General features: G+C 44.9%; 22 protein-coding genes, 1 other RNA gene and 1 other annotated feature. Of the genes, 18 read left to right on the top strand and 5 right to left on the bottom strand.

Annotation, left to right across the window (positions count from 1 at the left end; genetic code table 11):
• The first annotated feature begins 8 nt into the window (after nucleotides 1-8).
• The 5 genes from ruvB to yajC all read left to right on the top strand — a co-directional run bounded on the left by ruvB (nucleotide 9) and on the right by yajC (nucleotide 3,881).
• Nucleotides 9-1,022: a Holliday junction branch migration DNA helicase RuvB gene (gene ruvB, locus HNR44_RS07235; protein ID WP_184403387.1), complete on the top strand. Its 1,014-nt coding sequence runs from the start codon at nucleotides 9-11 to the stop codon at nucleotides 1,020-1,022.
• Nucleotides 1,015-1,233 carry a DUF2905 domain-containing protein gene (locus tag HNR44_RS07230; RefSeq protein ID WP_184403386.1) on the top strand — a complete coding sequence of 73 codons (219 nt, stop codon included), beginning with the start codon at nucleotides 1,015-1,017 and terminating at the stop codon, nucleotides 1,231-1,233. The genes ruvB and HNR44_RS07230 overlap by 8 nt, the downstream gene beginning before the upstream one ends.
• 6 nt (nucleotides 1,234-1,239) lie before the next feature.
• The gene (gene queA / locus HNR44_RS07225; protein ID WP_184403385.1) at nucleotides 1,240-2,283 is read left to right on the top strand and encodes a tRNA preQ1(34) S-adenosylmethionine ribosyltransferase-isomerase QueA; all 1,044 of its coding nucleotides are present in this window, start codon (nucleotides 1,240-1,242) and stop codon (nucleotides 2,281-2,283) included.
• Nucleotides 2,280-3,428 (top strand): tRNA guanosine(34) transglycosylase Tgt, encoded by a 1,149-nt coding sequence (gene tgt / locus HNR44_RS07220; RefSeq protein WP_184403384.1) that lies wholly within the window; start codon nucleotides 2,280-2,282, stop codon nucleotides 3,426-3,428. Before queA ends, tgt begins: the two co-directional genes overlap by 4 nt.
• 198 nt (nucleotides 3,429-3,626) lie before the next feature.
• Nucleotides 3,627-3,881, top strand: coding sequence for a preprotein translocase subunit YajC (yajC, locus tag HNR44_RS07215; RefSeq protein ID WP_184403383.1), 255 nt, complete (start codon nucleotides 3,627-3,629; stop codon nucleotides 3,879-3,881).
• A gap of 151 nt (nucleotides 3,882-4,032) precedes the next feature.
• Here the strand turns inward: yajC and HNR44_RS07210 are convergent, their stop codons facing one another.
• Nucleotides 4,033-4,410, bottom strand: a complete 378-nt coding sequence (locus HNR44_RS07210) for a TIGR04086 family membrane protein (protein WP_184403382.1) — start codon at nucleotides 4,408-4,410, stop codon at nucleotides 4,033-4,035.
• Nucleotides 4,411-4,612: 202 nt separating this feature from the next.
• Here HNR44_RS07210 and HNR44_RS07205 point away from each other — a divergent pair, with 202 nt between their 5' ends.
• Complete coding sequence (locus HNR44_RS07205; protein WP_184403381.1) at nucleotides 4,613-5,272, top strand: DUF421 domain-containing protein; 660 nt, start codon at nucleotides 4,613-4,615, stop codon at nucleotides 5,270-5,272.
• On the opposite strand, the gene spoVB is transcribed toward HNR44_RS07205, so the two are convergent.
• The gene (gene spoVB, locus HNR44_RS07200) at nucleotides 5,254-6,807 is read right to left on the bottom strand and encodes a stage V sporulation protein B (protein ID WP_184403380.1); all 1,554 of its coding nucleotides are present in this window, start codon (nucleotides 6,805-6,807) and stop codon (nucleotides 5,254-5,256) included. The genes HNR44_RS07205 and spoVB overlap by 19 nt on opposite strands.
• 163 nt (nucleotides 6,808-6,970) lie before the next feature.
• Here spoVB and HNR44_RS07195 point away from each other — a divergent pair, with 163 nt between their 5' ends.
• The 11 genes from HNR44_RS07195 to aspS all read left to right on the top strand — a co-directional run bounded on the left by HNR44_RS07195 (nucleotide 6,971) and on the right by aspS (nucleotide 20,691).
• A complete protein-coding gene (locus HNR44_RS07195; protein ID WP_184403379.1) occupies nucleotides 6,971-7,282 on the top strand; it encodes a post-transcriptional regulator in 312 nt (103 codons plus the stop codon).
• A gap of 94 nt (nucleotides 7,283-7,376) precedes the next feature.
• Complete coding sequence (secD, locus tag HNR44_RS07190; protein ID WP_184403378.1) at nucleotides 7,377-8,681, top strand: protein translocase subunit SecD; 1,305 nt, start codon at nucleotides 7,377-7,379, stop codon at nucleotides 8,679-8,681.
• A complete protein-coding gene (gene secF / locus HNR44_RS07185; RefSeq protein WP_184403377.1) occupies nucleotides 8,671-9,600 on the top strand; it encodes a protein translocase subunit SecF in 930 nt (309 codons plus the stop codon). The genes secD and secF overlap by 11 nt, the downstream gene beginning before the upstream one ends.
• A gap of 125 nt (nucleotides 9,601-9,725) precedes the next feature.
• Nucleotides 9,726-10,628 (top strand): cation diffusion facilitator family transporter, encoded by a 903-nt coding sequence (locus HNR44_RS07180; RefSeq protein WP_184403376.1) that lies wholly within the window; start codon nucleotides 9,726-9,728, stop codon nucleotides 10,626-10,628.
• A 21-nt stretch (nucleotides 10,629-10,649) separates the two neighbouring features.
• The gene (locus HNR44_RS07175; RefSeq protein ID WP_184403375.1) at nucleotides 10,650-10,958 is read left to right on the top strand and encodes a LapA family protein; all 309 of its coding nucleotides are present in this window, start codon (nucleotides 10,650-10,652) and stop codon (nucleotides 10,956-10,958) included.
• Nucleotides 10,959-11,024: 66 nt separating this feature from the next.
• Complete coding sequence (gene recJ / locus HNR44_RS07170; RefSeq protein ID WP_184403374.1) at nucleotides 11,025-13,367, top strand: single-stranded-DNA-specific exonuclease RecJ; 2,343 nt, start codon at nucleotides 11,025-11,027, stop codon at nucleotides 13,365-13,367.
• The gene (locus HNR44_RS07165; RefSeq protein WP_184403373.1) at nucleotides 13,357-13,872 is read left to right on the top strand and encodes an adenine phosphoribosyltransferase; all 516 of its coding nucleotides are present in this window, start codon (nucleotides 13,357-13,359) and stop codon (nucleotides 13,870-13,872) included. The genes recJ and HNR44_RS07165 overlap by 11 nt, the downstream gene beginning before the upstream one ends.
• A 685-nt stretch (nucleotides 13,873-14,557) precedes the next feature.
• A complete protein-coding gene (locus tag HNR44_RS07160; protein ID WP_184403372.1) occupies nucleotides 14,558-16,732 on the top strand; it encodes a RelA/SpoT family protein in 2,175 nt (724 codons plus the stop codon).
• A gap of 42 nt (nucleotides 16,733-16,774) precedes the next feature.
• Entirely contained in the window at nucleotides 16,775-17,215 is a 441-nt protein-coding gene (dtd, locus tag HNR44_RS07155; RefSeq protein WP_184403371.1) for a D-aminoacyl-tRNA deacylase, read from the top strand.
• Nucleotides 17,216-17,283: 68 nt separating this feature from the next.
• Nucleotides 17,284-17,536, top strand: a binding site (T-box leader).
• A gap of 79 nt (nucleotides 17,537-17,615) precedes the next feature.
• On the top strand, nucleotides 17,616-18,890 hold the full coding sequence (gene hisS / locus HNR44_RS07150; protein ID WP_184403370.1) for a histidine--tRNA ligase: 1,275 nt from the start codon (nucleotides 17,616-17,618) through the stop codon (nucleotides 18,888-18,890).
• A gap of 16 nt (nucleotides 18,891-18,906) precedes the next feature.
• Nucleotides 18,907-20,691, top strand: a complete 1,785-nt coding sequence (gene aspS, locus HNR44_RS07145) for an aspartate--tRNA ligase (protein ID WP_184403369.1) — start codon at nucleotides 18,907-18,909, stop codon at nucleotides 20,689-20,691.
• 331 nt (nucleotides 20,692-21,022) lie between these two features.
• On the opposite strand, the gene HNR44_RS07140 is transcribed toward aspS, so the two are convergent.
• Nucleotides 21,023-21,313: a hypothetical protein gene (locus HNR44_RS07140; protein ID WP_184403368.1), complete on the bottom strand. Its 291-nt coding sequence runs from the start codon at nucleotides 21,311-21,313 to the stop codon at nucleotides 21,023-21,025.
• A gap of 121 nt (nucleotides 21,314-21,434) precedes the next feature.
• Here HNR44_RS07140 and ssrS point away from each other — a divergent pair.
• A non-coding RNA gene (ssrS, locus tag HNR44_RS07135) (6S RNA) lies at nucleotides 21,435-21,620 on the top strand.
• Between the two features lie 63 nt (nucleotides 21,621-21,683).
• On the opposite strand, the gene HNR44_RS07130 is transcribed toward ssrS, so the two are convergent.
• Both HNR44_RS07130 and HNR44_RS07125 read right to left on the bottom strand, forming a co-directional pair.
• The gene (locus HNR44_RS07130; RefSeq protein ID WP_343069399.1) at nucleotides 21,684-22,001 is read right to left on the bottom strand and encodes a MerR family transcriptional regulator; all 318 of its coding nucleotides are present in this window, start codon (nucleotides 21,999-22,001) and stop codon (nucleotides 21,684-21,686) included.
• Between the two features lie 124 nt (nucleotides 22,002-22,125).
• The gene (locus HNR44_RS07125) at nucleotides 22,126-22,761 is read right to left on the bottom strand and encodes an RsfA family transcriptional regulator (protein ID WP_184403366.1); all 636 of its coding nucleotides are present in this window, start codon (nucleotides 22,759-22,761) and stop codon (nucleotides 22,126-22,128) included.
• Between the last annotated feature and the right edge of the window lie 86 nt (nucleotides 22,762-22,847).

Genomic DNA, 22,847 nt, shown 5'->3' with positions numbered 1-22,847 from the left:
GGGATCTTGTGGACGAACGGTTAATATCCCAGGAACGCTTATCGGAAGAAGAGGTCACTGGAGAAGAAGGAATACGTCCGTTGGCGCTTTCCCATTATATTGGGCAAGAACAAGTGAAGCGAAACCTACATGTGTTTATTGAAGCAGCGAAAATGAGAGAAGAAAGTCTTGATCATGTTTTGCTTTACGGACCGCCCGGACTTGGTAAGACGACACTTGCAACAATTATCGCTCATGAGATGAATGTGAATTTAAGAACTACATCGGGCCCGGCGATTGAGCGGCCGGGAGATTTGGCAACGATCCTGACCACGCTCGAACCTGGAGACGTCCTATTTGTTGATGAAATCCATCGCCTGCAGCGTCCGGTGGAAGAGGTATTGTATCCAGCTATGGAAGATTTTTGTATCGATATTGTGATTGGAAAGGGGTCAGGGGCGAAATCAGTTCGTCTTGATTTGCCGCCTTTTACGCTCGTCGGTGCTACCACTCGCGCTGGCATGCTAAGCGCACCGCTGCGTGACCGTTTCGGTGTTATGAGCCGATTAGATTTTTATAAGCTTGATGAGCTGGCAGCTATTGTGGCTCGGACGGGTGAATACCTGTCGATGGAGATCGACGAGGAAGCGTCGTATGAGGTGGCCAGGCGTGCGCGTGGAACACCTCGGATCGCCAATCGTTTGCTCCGGCGCGTACGTGATTTTGCGCAAGTAAATGGGGCAGAAACGGTATCCTTTCAAGAAGCAGAAGAAGCTCTGGGGCATTTGCAAGTGGATCGGCTCGGCCTTGATCACATTGATCATAGGCTGTTGGAGACTCTGGTTGAGAAGTTTTCCGGCGGTCCAGTCGGCATTGATACGATGGCGGCAGTAGTCGGTGAGGAATCTGAAACGATTGAAGATGTCTATGAACCGTATCTTTTGCAAATCGGTTTCCTACAACGAACGCCTCGTGGGCGGGTCGTTGCACCTTCAGCATACGAACACTTTGGGTGGACCAGATCGGAGGATACCAATGGCTGAAATCCCAAGATGGTTGATGATTACAGGTGTCGTTCTTATTGTCATTGGCTTGATTTGGCAAGTGGGAGGTAGGTTTTTGCCAATCGGACGCTTGCCAGGTGATATTCTGTTTAAAAGCGGAAGTACGACGATTTACTTCCCGATTGTTACATGTATTATCTTGAGCGTTGTTTTGTCTCTTATCTTTTTTATAATGGGAAGGTTTAGGTAAAATAATATGGATGTGAAGGATTTTGATTTTGAATTGCCGGAAGAATTGATTGCACAGCGACCGCTTCCCCATCGCGATGCTTCCCGTTTGCTCTTACTGAACCGGGAAAACGGGGATTTGGACCATCGCCATTTTTCTGATATAAACACGCTTCTAAAAGCGGGGGACTGCTTAGTGCTTAATGATACGCGTGTCCTCCCGGCAAGATTATTCGGTGAGAAAAAAGAAACACATGGCAGAGTAGAAGTTCTTCTTCTGCATGAACAAAGAGCCGATGAGTGGGAGACACTCGTGAAACCGGCGAAACGTGTGAAGCCAGGCACAGAAATTATCTTCGGGGACGGACGCCTAAAAGCGACTTGTATAGCTACGAATGATCACGGCGGAAGAGTGCTTCGTTTTCATTATGAAGGCATCTTCATGGAAGTGATTGAGTCACTTGGAAAAATGCCCCTTCCTCCTTATATTACGGAAGAACTTGATGATCAGGAGCGTTATCAAACCGTATTCGCCAGAAAATCAGGTGCAGCAGCAGCACCAACGGCAGGATTGCATTTTACAGAAGAGCAGCTGTGCGAATTACGTGCAAAAGGCGTTAATATTTGCTATATTACCTTACATGTAGGGTTAGGCACTTTCCGCCCGGTATCGGTAGATACGGTAGAAGAACATGAGATGCACGCGGAGTATTTTGAGATGAGTGCTGATACGGCAGAGACGTTGAATGAAGCAAAAGAAAATGGCCGTGATATTATTGCTTGCGGGACCACATCTGCGCGTACGTTGGAAACGATCATAAATACGCATGGGGGTTTTTTGCAAACGTGCGGCTGGAGCGATATTTTCATTTATCCTGGCTATGTATTCAAAGGGATTGATGGACTGATTACCAATTTTCATTTGCCAAAGTCGACGCTAATGATGCTCGTTAGTGCTTTTGCAGGCAAAGATGCCATCATGCATGCCTATCAAGAAGCCATTGCAAAACAGTACCGATTCTTTAGCTTCGGGGACGCCATGTACATTGAGAAAGGGGCAAGGTCATTTTGACAGCAGCCATTCGTTATGAACATATAAAAACATGTCAGCAGTCAGGAGCCAGGCTGGGCCGTATCCATACACCTCGGGGTACGATCGATACACCAGTCTTTATGCCTGTTGGGACGCTTGCCACCGTTAAGATGATGAGTCCCGAAGAATTAAAAGAAATGGACGCCCAAATCATTTTATCAAACACGTATCACCTCTGGCTGCGACCGGGTGAAGATCTCGTTGAAGAGGCGGGGGGGCTGCATTCGTTTATGAATTGGGATCGCCCGATACTCACTGACTCCGGAGGGTTTCAAGTGTTTAGTCTTAGCGACTTGCGTGATATCGATGAAGAAGGCGTACGTTTTCGTAACCATATTAGTGGGGAACGTCTTTTTTTGAGCCCGGAGAAAGCGGTGCATATTCAGCAAAGCTTGGGAGCTGATATTATCATGGCATTTGATGAATGCCCGCCCTATCCAGCCTCTCACGCGTATATGAGCGATTCTGTCGCAAGGACAAGCCGTTGGGCGGAACGTTGCCTGGAAGCACAAGAACAGGGAACCCCATCACAGCAGGCACTTTTTGGAATCGTCCAAGGGGGCGAGTATGAAGATTTGCGGCGACAAAGTATTGATGATCTTATCTCTCTCGATTTTCCGGGCTATGCAATTGGAGGCCTTTCGGTTGGTGAACCGAAATCGGTGATGAACACGGTGCTGGAGCAGACGACACCCCTATTGCCATCAGGCAAGCCCCGGTATTTAATGGGCGTTGGGTCTGCGGATTCCTTGATCGACGGGGCCATCCGCGGGGTCGATATGTTTGATTGTGTGCTCCCCACACGTATTGGGCGTAATGGCACGTGTATGACATCCGAAGGACGTAAAGTCATTCGTAATGCAGAGTTTGCCCGTGATTTCCGGCCGATTGATGAAGACTGTTCATGCTATGTCTGTCGAAATTATTCGAGGGCGTACATTCGTCATTTAATTAAAGCGAAGGAAACGTTCGGTTTTAGACTAACCTCTTATCATAACTTACATTTCCTGATAGACTTAATGAGGAAGGTTCGCTTAGCGATCAAGCAAGATCGCCTGCTTGATTTCCGTGAAGAATTTTTCGAGCAATACGGTTTTAACCGGCCAGATGCGAAGAATTTTTAACAACACTTTTTAGTACGTGTTCAAGTAAGGGTAAAAGAGCCGATCCGTCTTCGGGCACCAGCGTATGGTTCATACGTGCGGCGCGCAGGAGGTAACGATTATAGCCGACTTCCTTCCGACGAAGAAACACGACCGCTATTTTCCCGGGATTTTTGAACATCATCTTACTTATAGTGATGAGAAAGGGGTGTATACAACATGGAAGCAATTATTATGTTAGTGCTCATGTTTGCGATCGTTTACTTTTTACTTATTCGACCGCAGCAGAAGCGGCAAAAGCAGATTCGTGAAATGCACGCGAACCTCCAAAAAGGGGATGACGTGATTACGATTGGCGGTTTGCACGGGACGATTGATGCACTTGATGAAGATAAAGTGATCTTGCTCGTGAATGAAAACCGTAAGCTTACGTATGACCGTTCAGCTGTGCGGGAAGTTGTCAATCAAAATTAGAGCATAGAAAAGACCGGAGGCAGGGGTTATAATATACCCTTTACTCCGGTCTTTTTTGGCAGGTAAGAAATTAAATTTCTTACCTGCATAAGTGCAACCAAGGCTTTCACTATAAAAGCTTGGCGAAAAGCCAAGTTTTCTAAAGAGAAAACTAACGCGTCGAACCAAAGAGCGAGACGCCAAGCATGCCTCCAAATGAAGCGCTAAAGATGCTGCCGATGAAGACGAGGATCTGACTTAGGGTTACTTGAACACCGTAGCCTAGATACTGCAATGCAGCCGCAATGAATGCAAAAGCAATACCGGCCAATAATCCAGCTAGCCACCCCCTTGAACGTGATTTCAGGCCGGCTGTGATTCCGCCGATAAAAGTGATAGCAACTGTTGTACCAATGGTGATCCCTGAAATGGATAGTTCACTCAGGGAGCTGAAACGTAAAATGGTGGCCAGTGTCAATCCTGAAAATAATACAAGTGTAAGCATCGTGATACATGAGATGACAAATGCTTTGATGAGCCTTGATTCCATAAGAACTCCCCCTTTTCGTCATATTGGTAAAGCATATGTTTAAAACAAGCATCTAGACTAGGAGACTTAAGAAAATCATTGAATGGGCTTCTTACGGGGCATCCCCCGTTCAGCCGCTATCGTTTACGTCCCTCCCCGTTTACGAACTTTCGTAATGCTAGTGTCTTGATCTGGGAATGATAAGGAGCAACGGGGTGAGGGCATGGAGTTATTTGAACTGGCGTGGCGAACGCTTTTTTTCTATTTTTTCCTTTTAGTTTCACTGCGGATTATGGGGAAGCGGGAAGTTGGTGAACTTTCGCTCCTCGATTTTATCGTCTCGATTATGATTGCTGAATTTGCTGTTATGGCAATCGATGAACAATCCTTGATAAAAGGGGTATTACCGATTGTTGTACTGGCCTGCACCCAAATTTTTCTAGCTTATGTGTCACTGAAAAGTGACCGTCTCCGTGATTGCCTAGACGGGGAGCCGACCATGATCATTGAAAATGGGAAGATTGATGAAAAAGCGATGCGCCAGCAGCGGTACAATTTCGATGATCTGTTGTTACAGCTGCGTAAGCAAAGCATTAGTAATTTTTCCGAAATAGAGTTTGCCGTTCTTGAGCCATCCGGCGACCTCTCTGTGATTAAAAAGGAAACGAATGCCGGTGAAGTTGTCTATCCGTTTCCATTTATCATTGATGGAGTCATTCAACATGACCATCTACAACGTATCGATAAAGATGCGGAGTGGCTGATTGCTAAACTACAAGCCCGTGGGTATTCAGACGTTAAAGACGTTGCCCTGTGCACGGGGAAAAAAAATGGTACCCTAATCATTGATGAAAAGGAGACGAACTATCGAAAGAAAGATTGAAGGATTGGGATTCGACTGATATTCTTAATATGAAGTAATCGGAATACAAACAAGCCGACGAAGTAACTAACAACGGTAATGGTAAGGCTGATCAACGTACCTGTAAGCATTTGCTCAGCGGTGATAAACGTACGAAATGCAAGCGTTGCTACACCTGCGGTTAAAATGGTGACGAGTAATGTGCCGCTCCAGTCTTTAACATTTAACGTAAAACCAACCGCCCGTGACACGCTAATAAAATGCAGAAGCGTGACAAGCATGATGCTTGCACAGATGGCAAGGGCTGCACCCATAATGCCAAGTTCCGGACGGGAAGCGAGAAAGGCGATGGCTGACATTTTAACGACTGCCCCGATGAGACTGTTAAACATCGCAGCTTTTGCTAAGTTGAGCGCTTGTAATACAGATTGTAGCGGCATTTGAAAATACAAAAAGATGCAAAAGGGTGCGATGACTTTTAAATAAACGGCCGCTTGTGGTGCCTCGTACATAAGTGTTAGCAGCGGGACAGCAAATACGTACAAGATGACAACAGAAATGCCTCCTGACAGCAAGGCAATTTTTGTTGTTTGTTGCAGCCGTCGTTGAATCATGCCGTAGTCACCTTTACTATGAGCTTCGCTAATGGCTGGGACCAGTGACACGGATAACCCTTGTGTAATAAATGCAGGCAAGAACAAGAGAGGGACGACAAATCCGACTAATTCACCGTATTGGCTTGTCGCAGTAACCGTTGCTACTCCGGCGATTGCCAGGCTTTGGGCAACGATAATAGGTTCAAGAAATTGGGAGACAGAACCGACCAGCCGGCTTCCAGTTGTTGGAAGTGCAATGGCCATTAAATCTTTGAGTGTACGCTTTCCGCCTTCAAGGGCGGAGAAAAAGTTTTTGCGAATACGCATGGTTTTTTTATTTTTAAAGACGTAAAAGACATAGAGCAAAGAAACGAGCTCACCGGCTACGACAGAGATCATTGCACCTGCGGCTGCAAATTCAACACCAAAAGGTAAAAAGATGGTTGTACAAAAGGCAACGAGGGCAATGCGTACCACTTGCTCAATGACTTGGGAATATGCGATGGGGCGCATGTTTTGCATCCCCTGAAAATAACCCCTCATAACTGCAGATAATGCAACGATAGGTACGATGGGGATAATTGCCATTAAGGGATAAATCGCACGTGTATCAGTCAAAAGGAAACTGGCAAGAAGGGGAGCAAACGCGATCATCGCTGTTGTCAAAACAATGCTTAAGCTACCGGTAAGGATCAGGGAAACAATAAGAATTCTTTTTTTTCGTTCATGCTCTCCATGAGCTTCAGCTTCAGCGATCAATTTGGAGATCGCGACCGGAAGGCCAAGCTGCGTAAGTGTAATGATAAGCAAAAGTGAAGGTACGGCCATCATATAGAGCCCCATTCCTTCTGAACCCATAATGCGTGCGACGACAATTTTATTGATGAATCCGAGGATTCGGGTAATTAAGCCTGCTGCGATGAGCATGAGAGCGCCGGCGAAAAACGTCTGTCTGGTCATACCCGTCCTCCTTCCTAAGTAATGGGGCACTTGTCCGCCAATAGATAACTATGCAGCAAGTTGGGTCAAGCATGACAAGCAATACAAAAAGAGGATGTTGAAAAGGTACGGAAAGATACATAATAAAAGCGCATTCCTGTGTATTAAAAAGCGAGGGAATTCAATGACAAATCCACAACAATTTGAAGTATGGAAAAGTGATGTGGAACCGATACTCGAACTAAAGCGTGATGAATTTCATTTACTCGATCATGAAGAAGTTACAAAAGAGGATATTTGGAATTTGGGACTGCAAAAGCTGCAAAAAGAAACGGAATTCGTGCCTTTCTATCGATTGGTGAATATATTGATGCGTCTCTCTGTGACTGATTTCATGAATGAACAGACCGTAAATGCGTATAAAGGGATTGGAGGCTGGTCAAAGGATACCGAAGATCCATTAGAAGGTTTACTGGAAGACATTCTCCGACATTGACATGAAAAAAGTCCCTTCCGTATAATTTTCGTATTCTGTCATAAGAACGGTAATTGGATGTAGAGCTAGGCGGTAACTGAAGGAGGAACATAATATGGGAAAAAAATGGGGAAGGATCGGTGCATTTTTCGCCATTATTATTGCTGTAGGCATCCTGATTTCGCAAACGGCATTTGATGTCGCTCGCAGTACAAACCTTGGCCTTGATTTGCAAGGAGGATTCGAGGTTCTTTATGAGCTGCAGCCTGAAGATGGGCAGGAACTCACTGAGAATGATATACAGGCCACTGCCTCAGCCCTTAATCAAAGGGTGGATGTATTAGGGGTTTCGGAACCGTCGATAACCGTTGAAGGGGAAGACCGTATTCGCGTACAGCTCCCCGGGGTTGAAGATCAGGAGGAAGCACGTGAGCTTCTCTCAACTGAAGCAGAACTTTCGTTTCGGGATGTCGATGATAATTTAATGCTTTCAGGAGAAGACCTTGAGCAAGGAGGCGCCAGTGCGGTCTTTGATGAACAAAATCAGCCGATTGTACAATTAACGCTGCAGGATGGTCAGGAATTCGGAGAAATTACCGAAGAACTCTACACGAACCCGCCACCTGAAAATTCCCTTGTGATTTGGCTTGATTACGAGGAAGAAGAACATGCTTTCTATGACGAAATTGGTGAAGCGGACCCAGCTTTTCTATCAGCCCCAAGTGTGAATGAACCTTTATATACGGATACCGTAACCATTCAAGGAGGCTTCACTCTTGAAGAAGCCGAGTTTTTGGCAGAGGTACTGAATGCCGGCTCTCTCCCTGTGCAAATTGAAGAAGTATACTCCAACGCTGTCGGGGCATCACTAGGGGAGCAAGCTTTGGAAGAGACGTTATTTGCAGGACTCGTTGGGGTTTCTCTAATTCTTTTATACATGATGGCTTATTATCGGTTTATGGGTGTGATCGCTGCCATCACACTGAGCGTATACATTTATCTTGTTATGATTCTCTTTAATTCCATTCAAGGAGTTCTAACCTTGCCGGGTATCGCCGCTTTAATTCTCGGGGTCGGCATGGCTGTGGATGCGAACATTCTGACGTACGAACGCATCAAGGAAGAGTTAAAAGATGGAAAATCAATGAAATCAGCATATAAAGCAGGAAGCCGTCGGGCGCTGGGGACGATTATCGATGCCAATGTCACGACGATTATCGCCGCTGCTGTTTTATTTTACTTCGGCACAAGCGCGGTCCAGGGATTTGCCGTCATGCTCATTGTCAGCATTTTAACCAGCTTCATCACTGCTGTATACGGCTCACGCCTCTTACTTGGACTATGGATTAACAGCCGTTCCTTAAATCGGAAATACTGGTTGTTTGGCGTAAAGGAGCGTGATGTTCGCCGTGGACTTTAATATGGCTAAAAAAAATATTGATCTTATCAAGCACCGAAAGAAATATTTTGTCTTTACGATTGCGGTCGTGCTTGCCGGTGCAATTTTACTCTCAACCATGGGACTTAACCTCGGCATTGACTTTGAAAGTGGTACACGCGTCGATTTCATGTCTGAGGAACCGCTCACAGAAGAAGAAATTGAAAATGAATTTGCAGTCGTTGGCCTTGAACCGGATGATATCACGCTCGCAGGTGAAAATAATGAACAGGCCTCCGCGCAGTTTATCGGTTTCCTTGAAGAAGGGGAAGTGACAGATATTCAAGGGCATTTTGAAGATGTCTTTGGCTCAGAGCCAAACGTAAGTACCGTTTCCCCTCAAATTGGTAGGGAGCTAGCGATCAATGCCTTAATTGCCACCGGATTAGCTGCGCTTGGCATTGTCATTTACGTTGCTATCCGTTTTGAATTTTTATACGGGCTTGCTGCTATAACTGCTCTTTTGTACGATGCGTTTTTGGTTATTTCTGTGTTCAGCCTGCTACAATTAGAAATAAATATTCCATTTATTGCGGCTGTACTGACCGTCGTCGGGTACTCGATTAACGATACGATTGTCACCTTTGATCGGATCCGTGAAAACGTGAAGAAGGAAGAGGAGATTACGAGCTTTGATCATCTGGCAGGGGTCGTAAACAATAGTTTACTGCAGACACTTACACGCTCGCTTAATACTGTCATAACCGTATTATTCGCAGCTGTAGCGATTTGGCTGCTAGGAAGTGAAGCGATCACTTCATTTGCCTTTGCCATTGTCATCGGTATGATTGCTGGAACCTACTCCTCTCTCTTTTTTGCTGCACAGTTGTGGCTCGTATGGAAGTATAAGGTGATTGAAAAGGAACGGAATAAACCGGTTTCTGAAGCAGAGGAAAGCTAGTGAATATTCTCCCCTCGTTATCTCTGGAACGAGGGGATTTTATCCCCATACATAGGATGGTAAGAAGATTTCCTTCCGGATAACGGAACAGCAGGCCCCGGAACATAAAGATAGGCAGGGATAATATGACTGAATCTGATGATATCCGCTATAAAAAAATAAGGCATGCCGCTTGGGTAGGAATCATTGTTAATATTGCTTTAGCTGTCGTCAAGGGAGTGTTCGGCTTTTTGGCTAACAGCCGTGCCTTGATTGCAGACGCTGCTCACTCTGCGGCTGATGTCGTTACTTCCTTCGCCGTTCTCATCGGCATTCGGGCTGCAGAACTTCCGCCAGACGAGGACCACCCCTATGGTCATGGGAAGGCAGAATCGATTACAGCCATTATTGTTAGTGTGCTGTTGTTTATGGTGGGTTTAGAAATTGCTGTCAGTACCATTCAAGATATGACTGGAGATACTGAAGCCCCAGGCGTTGTTGCTTTTTATGTTATCCTGGCCTCAATTATCGTTAAAGAATTTCTGTTCCGGTACAAAGTAAGACTAGGAAAAAGATATAACAGCGATGCTATGGTCACCGATGCCTGGCATCATCGTTCGGATGCAATTTCATCACTTGCTGCCCTTGTAGGGGTCGGGGCTTCGCTTCTTGGATCCTATTTTGACGTAGGGTGGCTCCTTTATGGTGACTTGATCGCTGGGGTATTCGTGGCTGGACTTGTTATGCTCATGGCTTGGAGGTTAGGGAAAGAAGCCATTCACAATGCCCTTGATCATGTGTTACATGATGAGGATACGAAAGATATGAAAAACAAAGTGCTGGGGGTCGAAGGCGTACTGGGAATTGATGAATTTCACGCTCGCCAGCATGGACATTATGTGATCATTGATATTAAAATAGTAGTAGACCCTGAAATTAGTGTACGAAAGGGTCACGATATCGCGACAGACGTCAAACATTTGTTGTTGGAAGAGGAACGGGTCCGAAATGTTCTTGTGCATGTGAACCCGTATCAGGATGATGTGTAACTTGAAAGTGGAGGTAGAGAGATGAAAGGTCAATGGATGCTTATACTTGGACTAATCGCTGCCTTACTGATCTCGATATTTGCTGTCATTAATGTCGATAGCGTCACCGTCAACTTTTTATTTGGTACGACACAAATCCCCTTGATTCTTGTTATTTTAGGGTCTGTACTTGCGGGAGGACTCGTTATTGGCGGTGTAGGCATGTTAAAAGTCTATCGTTTGCAGCAGGAGATACGTCGATTAAAGAAAAATAATGTTGAGGGCCGTCAACTCAATGACCACCCCGACCCACAGGCCGAGGAAGAAGGCTCAGAAGCACGGCGGAAGTAGTGTGATTGTTGTAGAACTTGCGGTTCTATATAAAAAGAACAGGCAAGTGGGGAGTGTTCATATACGATGTTAGATGCAAAAACGAGATGGAACGTTCAACAAACGGACCAACAAGCGGCTGGGCTGGCAAAAGCCCTTGAAGTTTCCGAACGTACCGCTCACCTGCTTTGCCGTCGAGGAAATGCAAATCTAGAGGACGCTCGTACTTTTTTGTATCCCGATAAAACCATAATGCACGATCCTTTTTTATTAGCCGATGTTGGACAAGCTGAAGAACGCATAACACGGGCGATTTCAGGAAAAGAGAAAATCGCCGTTTTCGGGGATTACGATGTGGATGGTGTCTCCAGTACCGCCCTTATGTGCGAAACTCTGGACAAATTAGGTGCGATTTATACCTGGTATGTTCCGAATCGGTTTACCGAAGGGTACGGCCCGAATAACGCAGCATTTCAGCGGCTTTATGACGAAGGATGTACACTCGTGATTACTGTGGACACGGGGATTGCGGCTCATGAACCCATTCACTATGCCAAGGAAATTGGATTAGACGTCATTATTACGGATCATCACGAAGTGCCGCCTGAACTTCCGGATGCTTACGCGATTCTCAATCCGAAGAGAAAGGATTGCATGTATCCCTTTAAAGAGTTGGCTGGTGTAGGCGTGGTAGGGAAACTTGCTCATGCCTTGATCGGTGAATTTCCCGAGGAGGGCCTCGACCTTATGGCTTTAGGAACAATTAGTGACCTTGTGCCATTGAGGGATGAAAATCGATATTTCGCAAAAGCAGGTTTACATAGGCTTGGTTTCCTTGATCGTCCAGGGTTACAGGCCTTAAAGGATTTATGCGGGATCAACGACCCGCCATTTTCAGCGGGTGATGTTGGCTTTGGGTTCGGTCCCCGCCTTAATGCTGCAGGACGGATGGACTCAGCGGATGCAGCGGTACAATTACTGCTATCGGTAGATATTGAAGAAGCAAGAACGTTAGCGAACAGCATCGATGGATATAATCGCGAGAGGCAGGAAACAGTTGTACAAATGTCAGAAGAAGCGCTCGCGCAACTGCAAACCGACGGAGCAGAAGAACCGTGGGCAATTGTCGTTGCTAAAAAGGGCTGGAACTCTGGTGTAACGGGGATCGTCGCCTCGCGGCTTGTGGAAAAGTTTTACCGTCCTGCTATTGTTATTTCGGTTGATGATGATGGGAATGCCAAAGGTTCAGCCCGTAGCATCAGCGGCTTTGATTTGTATGCCGCCCTTTCACGCCATCGCTCGCTCTTTCAGCATTTCGGTGGACACCAGATGGCCGCGGGATTGTCCATCAAGGAATCAGATATCCCTAAGCTTCAAGCGGTGTTCGCCGAAGAAGTTCAGAAAACGGTGGCGGCCGAAGATTTCGTACCAAAAACCGATATTGAGCTTGAAGTGAACGTAGAAGATGTAACGTTGGATTTAATCCGAGAAATCGGGCAGCTTGAGCCTTTTGGTGTTGGAAACCCGAAACCGTTTGTTGTTATTTCAGGTACCCCGATTAGGCAAAAGCGAAAGATCGGAAGTAAGAAAGATCACTTGAAATTGCTCGTAGGAGAAGACGACACCAAGCTTGAATGTATTGGTTTCCGCTATGGTCATATGAGTGATTACGTCCATGATGAGGCCAATATCCATCTCGTTGGAGAATTAGAAATTAATGAGTGGAAAGGATATGAAAAACCGCAGCTTGTCATCAAAGACGCTGCTGTTACAGAACGACAGTTGTTTGATGTTCGGGGCTGGAAAGATTTCTACACTTTGACGGAACGTTCCCTTCAAGTGGTGGTTTTTCAAGATAAACATAAAAAAGATGCATTGACGGCAGGTTTTTCTGAATCCGACCTTCTGTTCGCTTTAGAAGGCCAGTTAACCGCACCTACAGATGTTTTTTTATTTGATTTACCCGTCCACTTGTCTCAACTTGAGCAATTCTTACGAGAAAATGAGGCATATATTCGGTCGGTTTACACAGGATTTATGGAGAAAAACAGTGCCTTTTTTACAACGAAGCCAACACGCGAAGCTTTTAAATGGTTGTATGCTTATATCAGAAAGTATTCGCCGTTGCATATTCATGATCACAAGCCTGTCATCTCCCGTTATCAAGGATGGTCATCTGAAACGATCGATTTTATGTTGCAAGTTTTTATTGAACTGGAATTTGTTACGATGCAAGAAGGAAAAATTTCTTTAAATAACAAACCGCTAAAACAGGACTTACAAGCATCACCGACGTTTTCTAATTACGAGGAAAAACGCGAGATCGAGCAAACATTGATGTTATCAACGTATCAAGAACTAAAATCCTATTTGTTTGCCTGTATGTCCCCAGAAAAGAACCGAGCAAAGGTGATGGCGCATGGATTATAAACAGCATATCAAGATTATAGAAGATTACCCGACTGAAGGGGTGCAATTTAAAGATATTACTCCTCTTTTGCAAAATGGGGAAGTATATAAACAGGCGATTGATGACCTGGCTGAATATGTTAAATCGCGAAATGCAAATGTCATTGCAGGTCCAGAGGCCCGGGGGTTTGTGCTTGGCTGTCCGATCGCTTATACATTGCAAAAAAGTTTTGTCCCCGTACGAAAAGCTGGGAAGCTGCCCCGACCTGTTGTAGAAACACATTACGGACTGGAATACGGGAAAGCGAGCCTTGCTATTCATAGTGATGCCATTCAACCCGGTGATCGCGTTATTATTACTGATGACCTCCTCGCAACTGGCGGTACGATTGAAGCAACGATTCAATTAGTGGAAGAACTCGGTGGGGCCGTCGTAGGCTGTGCATTTCTCATTGAACTTGCCTACATTGACCGTGGGGAGGAATTGCAAGACTATGATGTATTCTCGCTGATGACTTATTATTAAGGGTGCCTGGACAGGCGCTCTTTCTTTAGTTTATCGAGGTTGTTCAAAAAGTCTGGGAAAAATAACCGTCGTACCTCTTTGTCGTCTTGCTTCTAAGTCCTCACGTATGAAAACCATATCCTCGAAAAAGAACCACTTTTTATTCATGCGAAGAATCACTTGAGGGGGTGCCAGCGTACGCTCCGCTTCTCGGAAATGGAACCTACTTTTCCTTCGTGAGAAGGGAATACTTTCGCGGCGGTGCAAGCTCAAGCTCTTCTCGACTTCCTCGGCTCTTTTCTGTGAAAGGGATGGTGACATAGGGATTCATTCTCATACTCAGTGGGGTGTTGCAAAGTGTCATATTTGTTTTTGTCTTCCTTTTGAACACGCACTTATAGAGTTATACAATCAGGTTAGGAGAGTTCGATAGGTGGAGCTGCCAAAAGCGGGACAAATGACCCGACTTGAAGCAAGAATGATATAAATTGGTGATAACGACCCAACTGGAGATAGGGACACCTAATTAGGGGGCCAACAACGGCCCAGCCCAGTTTCTTTCCTCGCTGTAGTATTTTTGCCAATATCGGCTCTTATACGATTTGAACCACCCAGACATGGTCGGAAAAACGAGGGACTTTACAGGTGTCGAATTTTTATTGATAATAGATAAAATAGAGACTGCGAGTGAACGAAGGGTGATTGCATGACAATAGAGCAATTATTGGAAAAAGTTGGGAGGTATATGTCGGAAGAGCAGGTTGCTTTTCTTGAACGTGCTTACCTCTATGCTGAGAAGGTCCATGAAGGGCAATATCGTAAATCTGGAGAACCGTATATCCATCATCCTGTTCAAGTCGCGGAAGTTTTAGTCGAGCTTGAATTAGAACCTGCTACGATCGCGGGGGCTTTCCTTCATGACGTGGTGGAAGATACAGATACGACCGTAGACGATTTGAGCGAGTCTTTCGGCGAGGAAGTCGCTATGCTCGTGGACGGCGTAACGAAGTTGAAAAAGATTAAATATAAATCAAAAGCAGAACAACAAGCGGAAAATCATCGAAAAATGGTCGTAGCTATGGCCCGTGATATCCGCGTCATCATGATTAAATTGGCGGACCGCCTTCACAATATGCGGACGCTGAAGCATCTTCCCTCTGAAAAACAACGACGCATTTCCAAAGAGACGCTGGAAATCTTTGCTCCCCTGGCCCACCGACTTGGGATTTCCACGATAAAATGGGAGCTGGAAGACATTGCCTTACGTTATCTTGATCCCCAACAGTATTACCGAATTGTAAATTTGATGAAGCAAAAACGCGCGCAACGCGAGCAATATATTGATAAAGTAATTAATGATATTGATGCAAGTGTAAAAGAGTTGAACCTTGAGGCGGACATCTCCGGTCGCCCGAAACATATTTACAGCATTTATCGAAAGATGACGATCCAGAAAAAACAGTTCAACGAAATCTACGACCTCCTAGCCGTTAGAATCATTGTGAATAGCATTAAAGATTGTTATGCGATATTAGGTGTGATTCATACCCGTTGGAAACCGATGCCCGGCAGATTTAAAGACTACATCGCCATGCCCAAAGCCAATATGTATCAGTCCCTTCATACCACAGTGATTGGGCCTAAAGGCGAGCCATTGGAAGTACAAATCCGGTCCGAGGCGATGCACCGTGTCGCCGAATACGGGGTTGCCGCGCATTGGGCATACAAAGAAGGTAAGACAAACAATCAGAAATCCATTGATAACCTGGATTGGTTCCGAGAGATTTTGGAGTGGCAAAACGATACTTCGAATGCTCAAGAGTTTATGGAGTCACTGAAAATTGATTTATTTTCAGATATGGTTTTTGTTTTTACACCTAAAGGAGACGTCATTGAATTGCCGCGTGGATCGGTTCCGATTGATTTTGCCTATCGTATCCATACAGAAATTGGAAATCGGACGATTGGCGCAAAAGTGAATGGCAAAATGGTTCCCCTTGATCACCAATTGAAGACTGGTGACATCGTTGACATGATGACGTCCAAGCATTCCTACGGACCGTCGCAAGATTGGTTGAAGCTTACACAGAGTTCTCATGCAAAAAATAAAATCAAGCAGTTTTTCAAAAAGGAACGTCGGGAAGAGAATGTGCAAAAAGGGCGGGATATCATTGAGAAAGAATTACGCGCCCAGGATTTTAATCCGAAAGAGATCCTTACAGAGAAAAACCTTCAAGAAGCTGCGTCAAGATTCAGCTTTGGCGCTGAAGAAGATATGTTTGCGGCCATTGGTTATAACGGAGTTTCCGGAAAGCAAGTGGTGACTCGCTTAACCGAAAAAAAACGTAATGAAAATAAAGATCTGGATAAGAAAACAGTTACCGAAGCGATCAAGGACCTACCGACTCCGGCGCGAACGAGGCGTTCCAGCACGGGCGTGCGCGTGAAAGGCGTGGACAACCTCCTGATTCGTCTTTCAAAATGTTGTAATCCAGTACCTGGTGAAGAGATTCGTGGTTTTATCACGAAGGGCAGGGGAGTATCGATCCATCGTGCAGATTGCCCGAATGTCGCGGATACACCCGAAAACCAAAGCCGTCTTATCGATGTGGAATGGGAGCCAGAACAAGGAAAAACAAAAAGTTATAACGTTGATATTGAAGTGACCGGTTATGATCGACGAGGACTCCTGAATGAAGTTTTAAATGTGGTTGCTGAATCGAAAACTAATATCAACGCAGTAAACGGTCGTTCGGATAATAATAAAATGGCTGTTATTGATATGACCATTTCCATTAACAACCTTTCCCACTTGCGAAAAGTGGTAGAAAAAATTAAACGCCTGCCTGATATTTACGCGGTACGCAGAGTATTCCAATAAGCCTTGTATACCTGACATTAGACTAGTAAAGGAGCTGCAACATTGAAAGCTTTAATACAACGTAGTAACCAAGCCGAAGTGAACGTAAACGAGGCTTGTGTCGGTCAAATTGAACAAGGATATGTCGTTTTTATCGGAGTGACCCATGAAGACACGGAAAAAGAGGCACGCTGGCTTGCTGAAAAAGTGGCTCATCTGCGGCTTTTCGAAGATAATGAAGGGAAAATGAACCTTTCTTTGCTCGATGTCTCGGGTTCGGTTCTTTCCATTTCCCAATTTACCCTTTTCGGTGATGCGAGAAAAGGCAGACGTCCCAGTTTCGTAGAAGCGGCCAAGCCTGACCATGCTGAAAAGCTTTATGAGGACTTTAACCGCTATTTGCGCGAACTCGGGGTTCATGTGGAGACAGGTCAATTTGGGGCGAACATGCAAGTGGATTTAACCAATGACGGCCCCGTGACACTTATGCTTGAAACCCCTTGACTGAAAGGGATTAAAGTCAGATGTTGACATCGTGCCTGTAGATTCGTATGATAAAGTAACAGGATAAAATTAGACCGTGGATGAAGAAAAGTACGTGACCCATTGTAGTCAGAGAGGAAGGCGCCGTGGCTGTGAGCCCTTCTGTACAATCTCGCGGAAAAACACTTCGTAGGTTTTCGATTGAACGTAGGACGCTGCATTGCCAATGCCTCCCGGCCATTAGATCGAAACGTTACACAGGCGTTAACTGTCGTAAGCGGAAGTGATCGAAAAAGATCACTTCAATGTGGGTGGCACCGCGGGCGTACGCTCGTCCCTCTGAGTTTCGTTCAGAGGGATTTTTTAGTGTCCAAAAAGGCAGAGTAAGAAATATAGGAAATGTATGAGGAGAGTCGTGAATATGAACATTAAGATTCCGAGAGGAACTCAGGACATTTTGCCTGAGGAAGCGGCGAAATGGCAATATGTTGAAGGAATCGCAAGGGATGTCAGCCGCAAGTATAATTATAAGGAAATCCGTACACCGATCTTTGAGGCTACTGAACTGTTTCAGCGCGGAGTAGGTGAAAGCACAGATATTGTGCAAAAGGAGATGTACACGTTTCAAGATCGAAGCGGACGTTTGATTACACTTCGACCTGAAGGGACGGCTCCAGTCGTCCGCTCTTTTGTGGAAAACAAGCTGCACGGGCAGCCACAACAACCGTTGAAACTCTATTATCTTGGTCCAATGTTTCGGTATGAGCGCCCGGAGTCAGGGCGGATGCGGCAATTTTATCAGTTTGGGGTTGAAGCGATCGGAAGTGATGATCCGGCGATTGATGCTGAAGTGATCGCCATGGCGATGGATTTTTATCAAGCATGTGGATTGAAAAACTTAAAACTGGTGATTAACAGTTTGGGTGATAGAGAAAGTCGCACGGCGCACAAGGATGCACTGATTGCACATTTTTCCCCTCGCATTGATGAATTTTGTGAGGATTGTCAGGCGCGGCTCGAACAAAATCCATTACGAATTCTGGACTGTAAAATCGATCGTGATCATCCGTTACAAGAAACGGCGCCCGCCATTCTTGATTATTTAAATGAAGAATCCACTCGTTATTTTGAGACGGTACAACGCTTGCTCACTGATATGGATATTCCCTTTGTCATAGACCCAAATCTCGTGCGCGGACTTGATTATTACACCAATACATCGTTTGAAATCATGCTCGAAGAGCCTGAATTCGGCTCAATTACGACACTATCCGGAGGCGGACGATATGAAGGGTTGATTGAAGAGCTAGGCGGACCGTCCGTTTCAGGAATTGGATTTGGGTTAAGTATTGAACGTTTGTTAATGGCGCTAGAGGCTCGCAATGCTTTGCCGGTTGTTGAACAGGGGCTTGACGCTTTTCTTGTAACCGTCGGGGATGTGGCCGCTGAAAAAGGCGGGGCTTTACTAAGAGAGTTACGAGCGGAGGGCCTTACGGCAGATAAAGATTATTTAGGTAAAAAGGTAAAGGCTCAATTCAAGTCCGCAGATCGTTCGAACGCAACGTACACGGTGATTATCGGTGAAGAAGAATTGGAAAGTGGCATGGTAAAACTTCGGGATATGTCTTCAGGAGAAGAAGAGAACATTCCTATGAATAAGCTTGCTAGCCACATCAAACAGTTGAAAAAGTTGTAAACAAAGGAGAATAAGGATGTCAGAATTAGGAAGAAGTCATTATTGTAACGAAATTACAGAGGACATGATTGGACAAGAAGTGCGTTTAAAGGGTTGGGCCAGGACGAGAAGAGATTTAGGACAGGTTATCTTCATCGATCTTCGTGACCGTAGCGGAATCGTTCAAATTGTTTTTAACCCTGAAATTAATGAAGAAGCGTTAAGCATCGCGAATGATGTTCGTAATGAATTCGTACTAGATGTAATCGGAAAAGTCGTTCGCCGTGATGAAGAAACGATCAACGATAAGATCACAACCGGAAAAGTTGAAGTTCAAGTGGAGGACATAACTGTTCTTAATAAATCAAAACCGACGCCGTTTTCCATGGAAGAGAGTGCAAATGTTTCAGAGGACGTTCGTCTCTCCAACCGATTCCTTGATTTACGACGGCCGAAAATGCAGGAAATATTTTGGTTGCGGCATCGCATTACCCAGGAAGTCCGGAACTTTTTAAACGAGCGTTCCTTCATGGAAGCTGAAACACCGATGCTCACAAAGAGTACGCCGGAAGGTGCAAGAGATTATCTCGTTCCCAGCCGTGTACATGAGCATGAATTCTACGCTCTTCCACAATCTCCGCAACTGTTTAAGCAGCTGTTTATGGTCGCTGGTTTTGAAAGGTATTATCAAATCGTTCGCTGTTTCCGAGATGAGGATTTGCGTGCCGATCGTCAACCTGAGTTTACACAAATTGACATTGAAGCTTCGTTTATGGACAGTGACGAATTATTTTCAATGACTGAAGAAATGATGGCGCGGTTGCTAAAAATGAGCCACAATCTTGATATTTCCACTCCATTTCCACGTATGACATATCATGAAGCAATGCACCGTTATGGTTCCGACAAGCCCGATACACGTTTTGGGATGGAACTGGTGGAGCTTTCTGATATTGTGGTCAACAGCAATTTTCAAGTGTTCACAAAGGCGCTTGAAAACAATGGAATCGTGAAAGGGTTAAATGCAAAAGGGCAGGGTGATGCGATGTCGAGAAAAGAGATCGATGACCTTGCTGATTTTGCTGCCATTTACGGTGCGAAAGGGCTGGCATGGCTTAAAGTTGATGAAGAGCGTACATTAAAAGGACCGATTGCCAAGTTTTTAGACGATGAAGAACACGAAAATGTCATTCAAGCGATGGATGGGGAAAGCGGCGATTTACTCCTATTCGCTGCTGATGTACAGGAAGTCGTTTTTGATGTATTAGGTGCTTTACGCTTGAAATTTGGGAAGGAACTGGGGCTCATCGAGGAAGAGGCCTTTCATTTTCTTTGGGTGACGGATTTTCCACTCGTTGAATACGACAAGGATTCAGGGCGCCATGTATCCCTCCATCATCCATTCACGCGGCCTGTTGCTGAAGATGTAGAAAAGCTTGAATCTGAGCCTGAAGACGTTACCGCTCATGCCTACGACCTTGTACTGAATGGATATGAGCTCGGGGGAGGATCCCAACGTATTCATGAACCTGAGTTGCAAATGCAAATGTTTCGGACCCTTGGATTTAATGAGCAAGAGGCTAAAGAACAATTTGGCTTCTTGATGGATGCTCTTTCCTATGGGGCACCGCCACATGGGGGAATTGCCCTAGGTATGGACCGAATTGTCATGCTGCTCGCGGGTGTCGATAATCTTCGAGAAGTGATTGCCTTTCCAAAAACAGCAAGCGCCGGTGATTTATTAACAGGAGCTCCAAGCCCGGTCAGCCAAGAGCAATGGAAAGAATTGCATTTAAGCCCAAGACAACAATCTGGACGTTAAAATTAGAAAACTTGGCTCCGCCTAGAAGAAGTTAGCGGAAGCCAAGTTTTTCTTTATCTGAAACCATTGCCCCCATAGGCGACTCATGACACCACAAATATCGAAAATGGGAATATGACTTGTCATGGAGGAATAGTTCACCAAATGATGACGAGGGAATCGTCGCTGTAACAATCATTGGTGGAAATGGCTGATGGAGAGATACTGGTGTAAGTAAAGTAGACCTCTTCGATTGTCCAACCCTTACACCACTCTTGTCCTTTTTGTCATTTACACCTAACGGAATATACTTTTCTTCTAAATATCATCATCTTCCTTGGTTCGATCAGTGTTATTTTTGTTCAACTTCGCGAAATGCTGCGATAAAAGGCTCGGGATTAGAAGATATAAAAAAAGATCGTACGCCTTGGGCGGTATGGAGATAGAGAAACCCAACTTCATTGGGTTGATAACGATAGGAAATGTCAAATACTTTTTCAATCGGGTAGCTATGGCCATCAATATCAATGCGATCGTAAAATAATTGCATATCCGTGTCATATTTGACCGTATGTTTTTCAATGGCTCCAATTTTTTGTTCAATGTGGGTGATAGGCTGAGTTGCTAATAAATTGTTCTCCATAATCTAACCTCCTGCGCTCATTATACCCGCTCAATGAGGAGAAAAAACAAGGAAATGAAAAAAACAAGTAAAAGGAGGGGCTTGCAGAGGGTCGTGTATCGTGCTATAATTTCATCAATAAGAAGTCCTGTAGTGTGCGTATACCACTATACGTTTTAAAGCCAACACTTTTTGATAGGGAGCCTGACGTTTCAACTGGAAGTAAATGCCTCGTGTTCGAAGGACTTACGGAATGTTGAACAGGGCACCCACCTGCCATTGCAGGCTTGAAAAACTTGGTGATTACTTACGGCACAACGGGGCTTCTTGAAGTCGCTAGACAGACATTCATAAGGGCTTTCCTAAGCGGGAAGCCCTTTTTTGATGAAAATTACCGGTTAGGACCTTTTGCTTCGTTTTGTTGCCCGAAGCGCGCGTTTATCTGTCCTTTAATCATTTGATCACGTAATGAAGTATTTTTTTTCTTGTCCAGTCGTTTAATTTCAAACGTCTGCATGCCATCCTCCATTTTTTCCGCGATGTCCATCAGTCTTTCAATGTCAAAAAATGAATATTTCCTTGTCCCGCCTTTTGAACGATCTGGAAATATTAACTCTCTTTCCTCATAGTAGCGGATTTGTCTTTCGCTTAATCCTGTCATTTCACAGACGACTCCTATTGTGATGAGTTTCTTTTTTTTGTAATTCACAAACATCCCCGCCTCGATCATGTTACCTTTATTATATCAAGGCATAGGGAAAAGCGGGCGATAATGTAAGGAAATGTAACAATAAACATTCATCAGTGTTAGATCATCTAACACTGATGAATGTTTACATTGAATCCTTGCTTATGTTTTCGAGATTTCCTTCCTGGTCCATCCGGAAATTAGAAGACATGAACGATTCCGGATTCGTTTCGTCCATAAACATCATTTTTCTTGCACGGTTAATTACAGATAACAGGGATTGATATTCATTTTCCAATTCCTCATGCTTTTTTTGCCATTGTTGTACAGTTGTCTGAAGTTGTTGATTCTCTTCTTCCAATGAAGCCATTCTTTTGTGGTTCCTATCGGAATCTTCGGTTCTATTTCTCAAAGTTTCTAGATAGGATATGACCTGCTCGAGGTGCAAGTCTTCGGTACTTTCTTCTGATTTGTTGCCGTTGTCGGCGGCAGGCGAAGGCTGATCAGTACTTTTGCCCAATGTACGTTTGACAGCATTGGCAGCATTCTGACGTTGGAAGGTTTTCCGTTCACGCTTTGCGTCGCTGACATGCCCTTCATAACGGTCTCGTACAACTGCATTCCAACGGAATCCGCACGCAGCGGCCGTCCGGTTTAAAATGTCGCCGACTTCCTCAAAAGCTTTTAATTGGGTACTGCCTTCTTTTATGTGTTTTAATACGGTATCTGCAAGTAAAACATCGTCCTCATGAGACCATGCATCCTGGCGGACTTTCGTCATCTCTATCCCTTCTTCCCTTGTGGTTCATAGTTTATGTTTCTGGTATTAATATGGACGATATTCATAATCTCTATACTTCCAAAAAG

Source organism: Geomicrobium halophilum (assembly GCF_014207655.1).
GTDB lineage: Bacteria > Bacillota > Bacilli > Bacillales > Marinococcaceae > Geomicrobium > Geomicrobium halophilum.
Note: the sequence above shows the minus strand (reverse complement) of the source record. Positions and strands in the feature narration are given on the sequence as shown.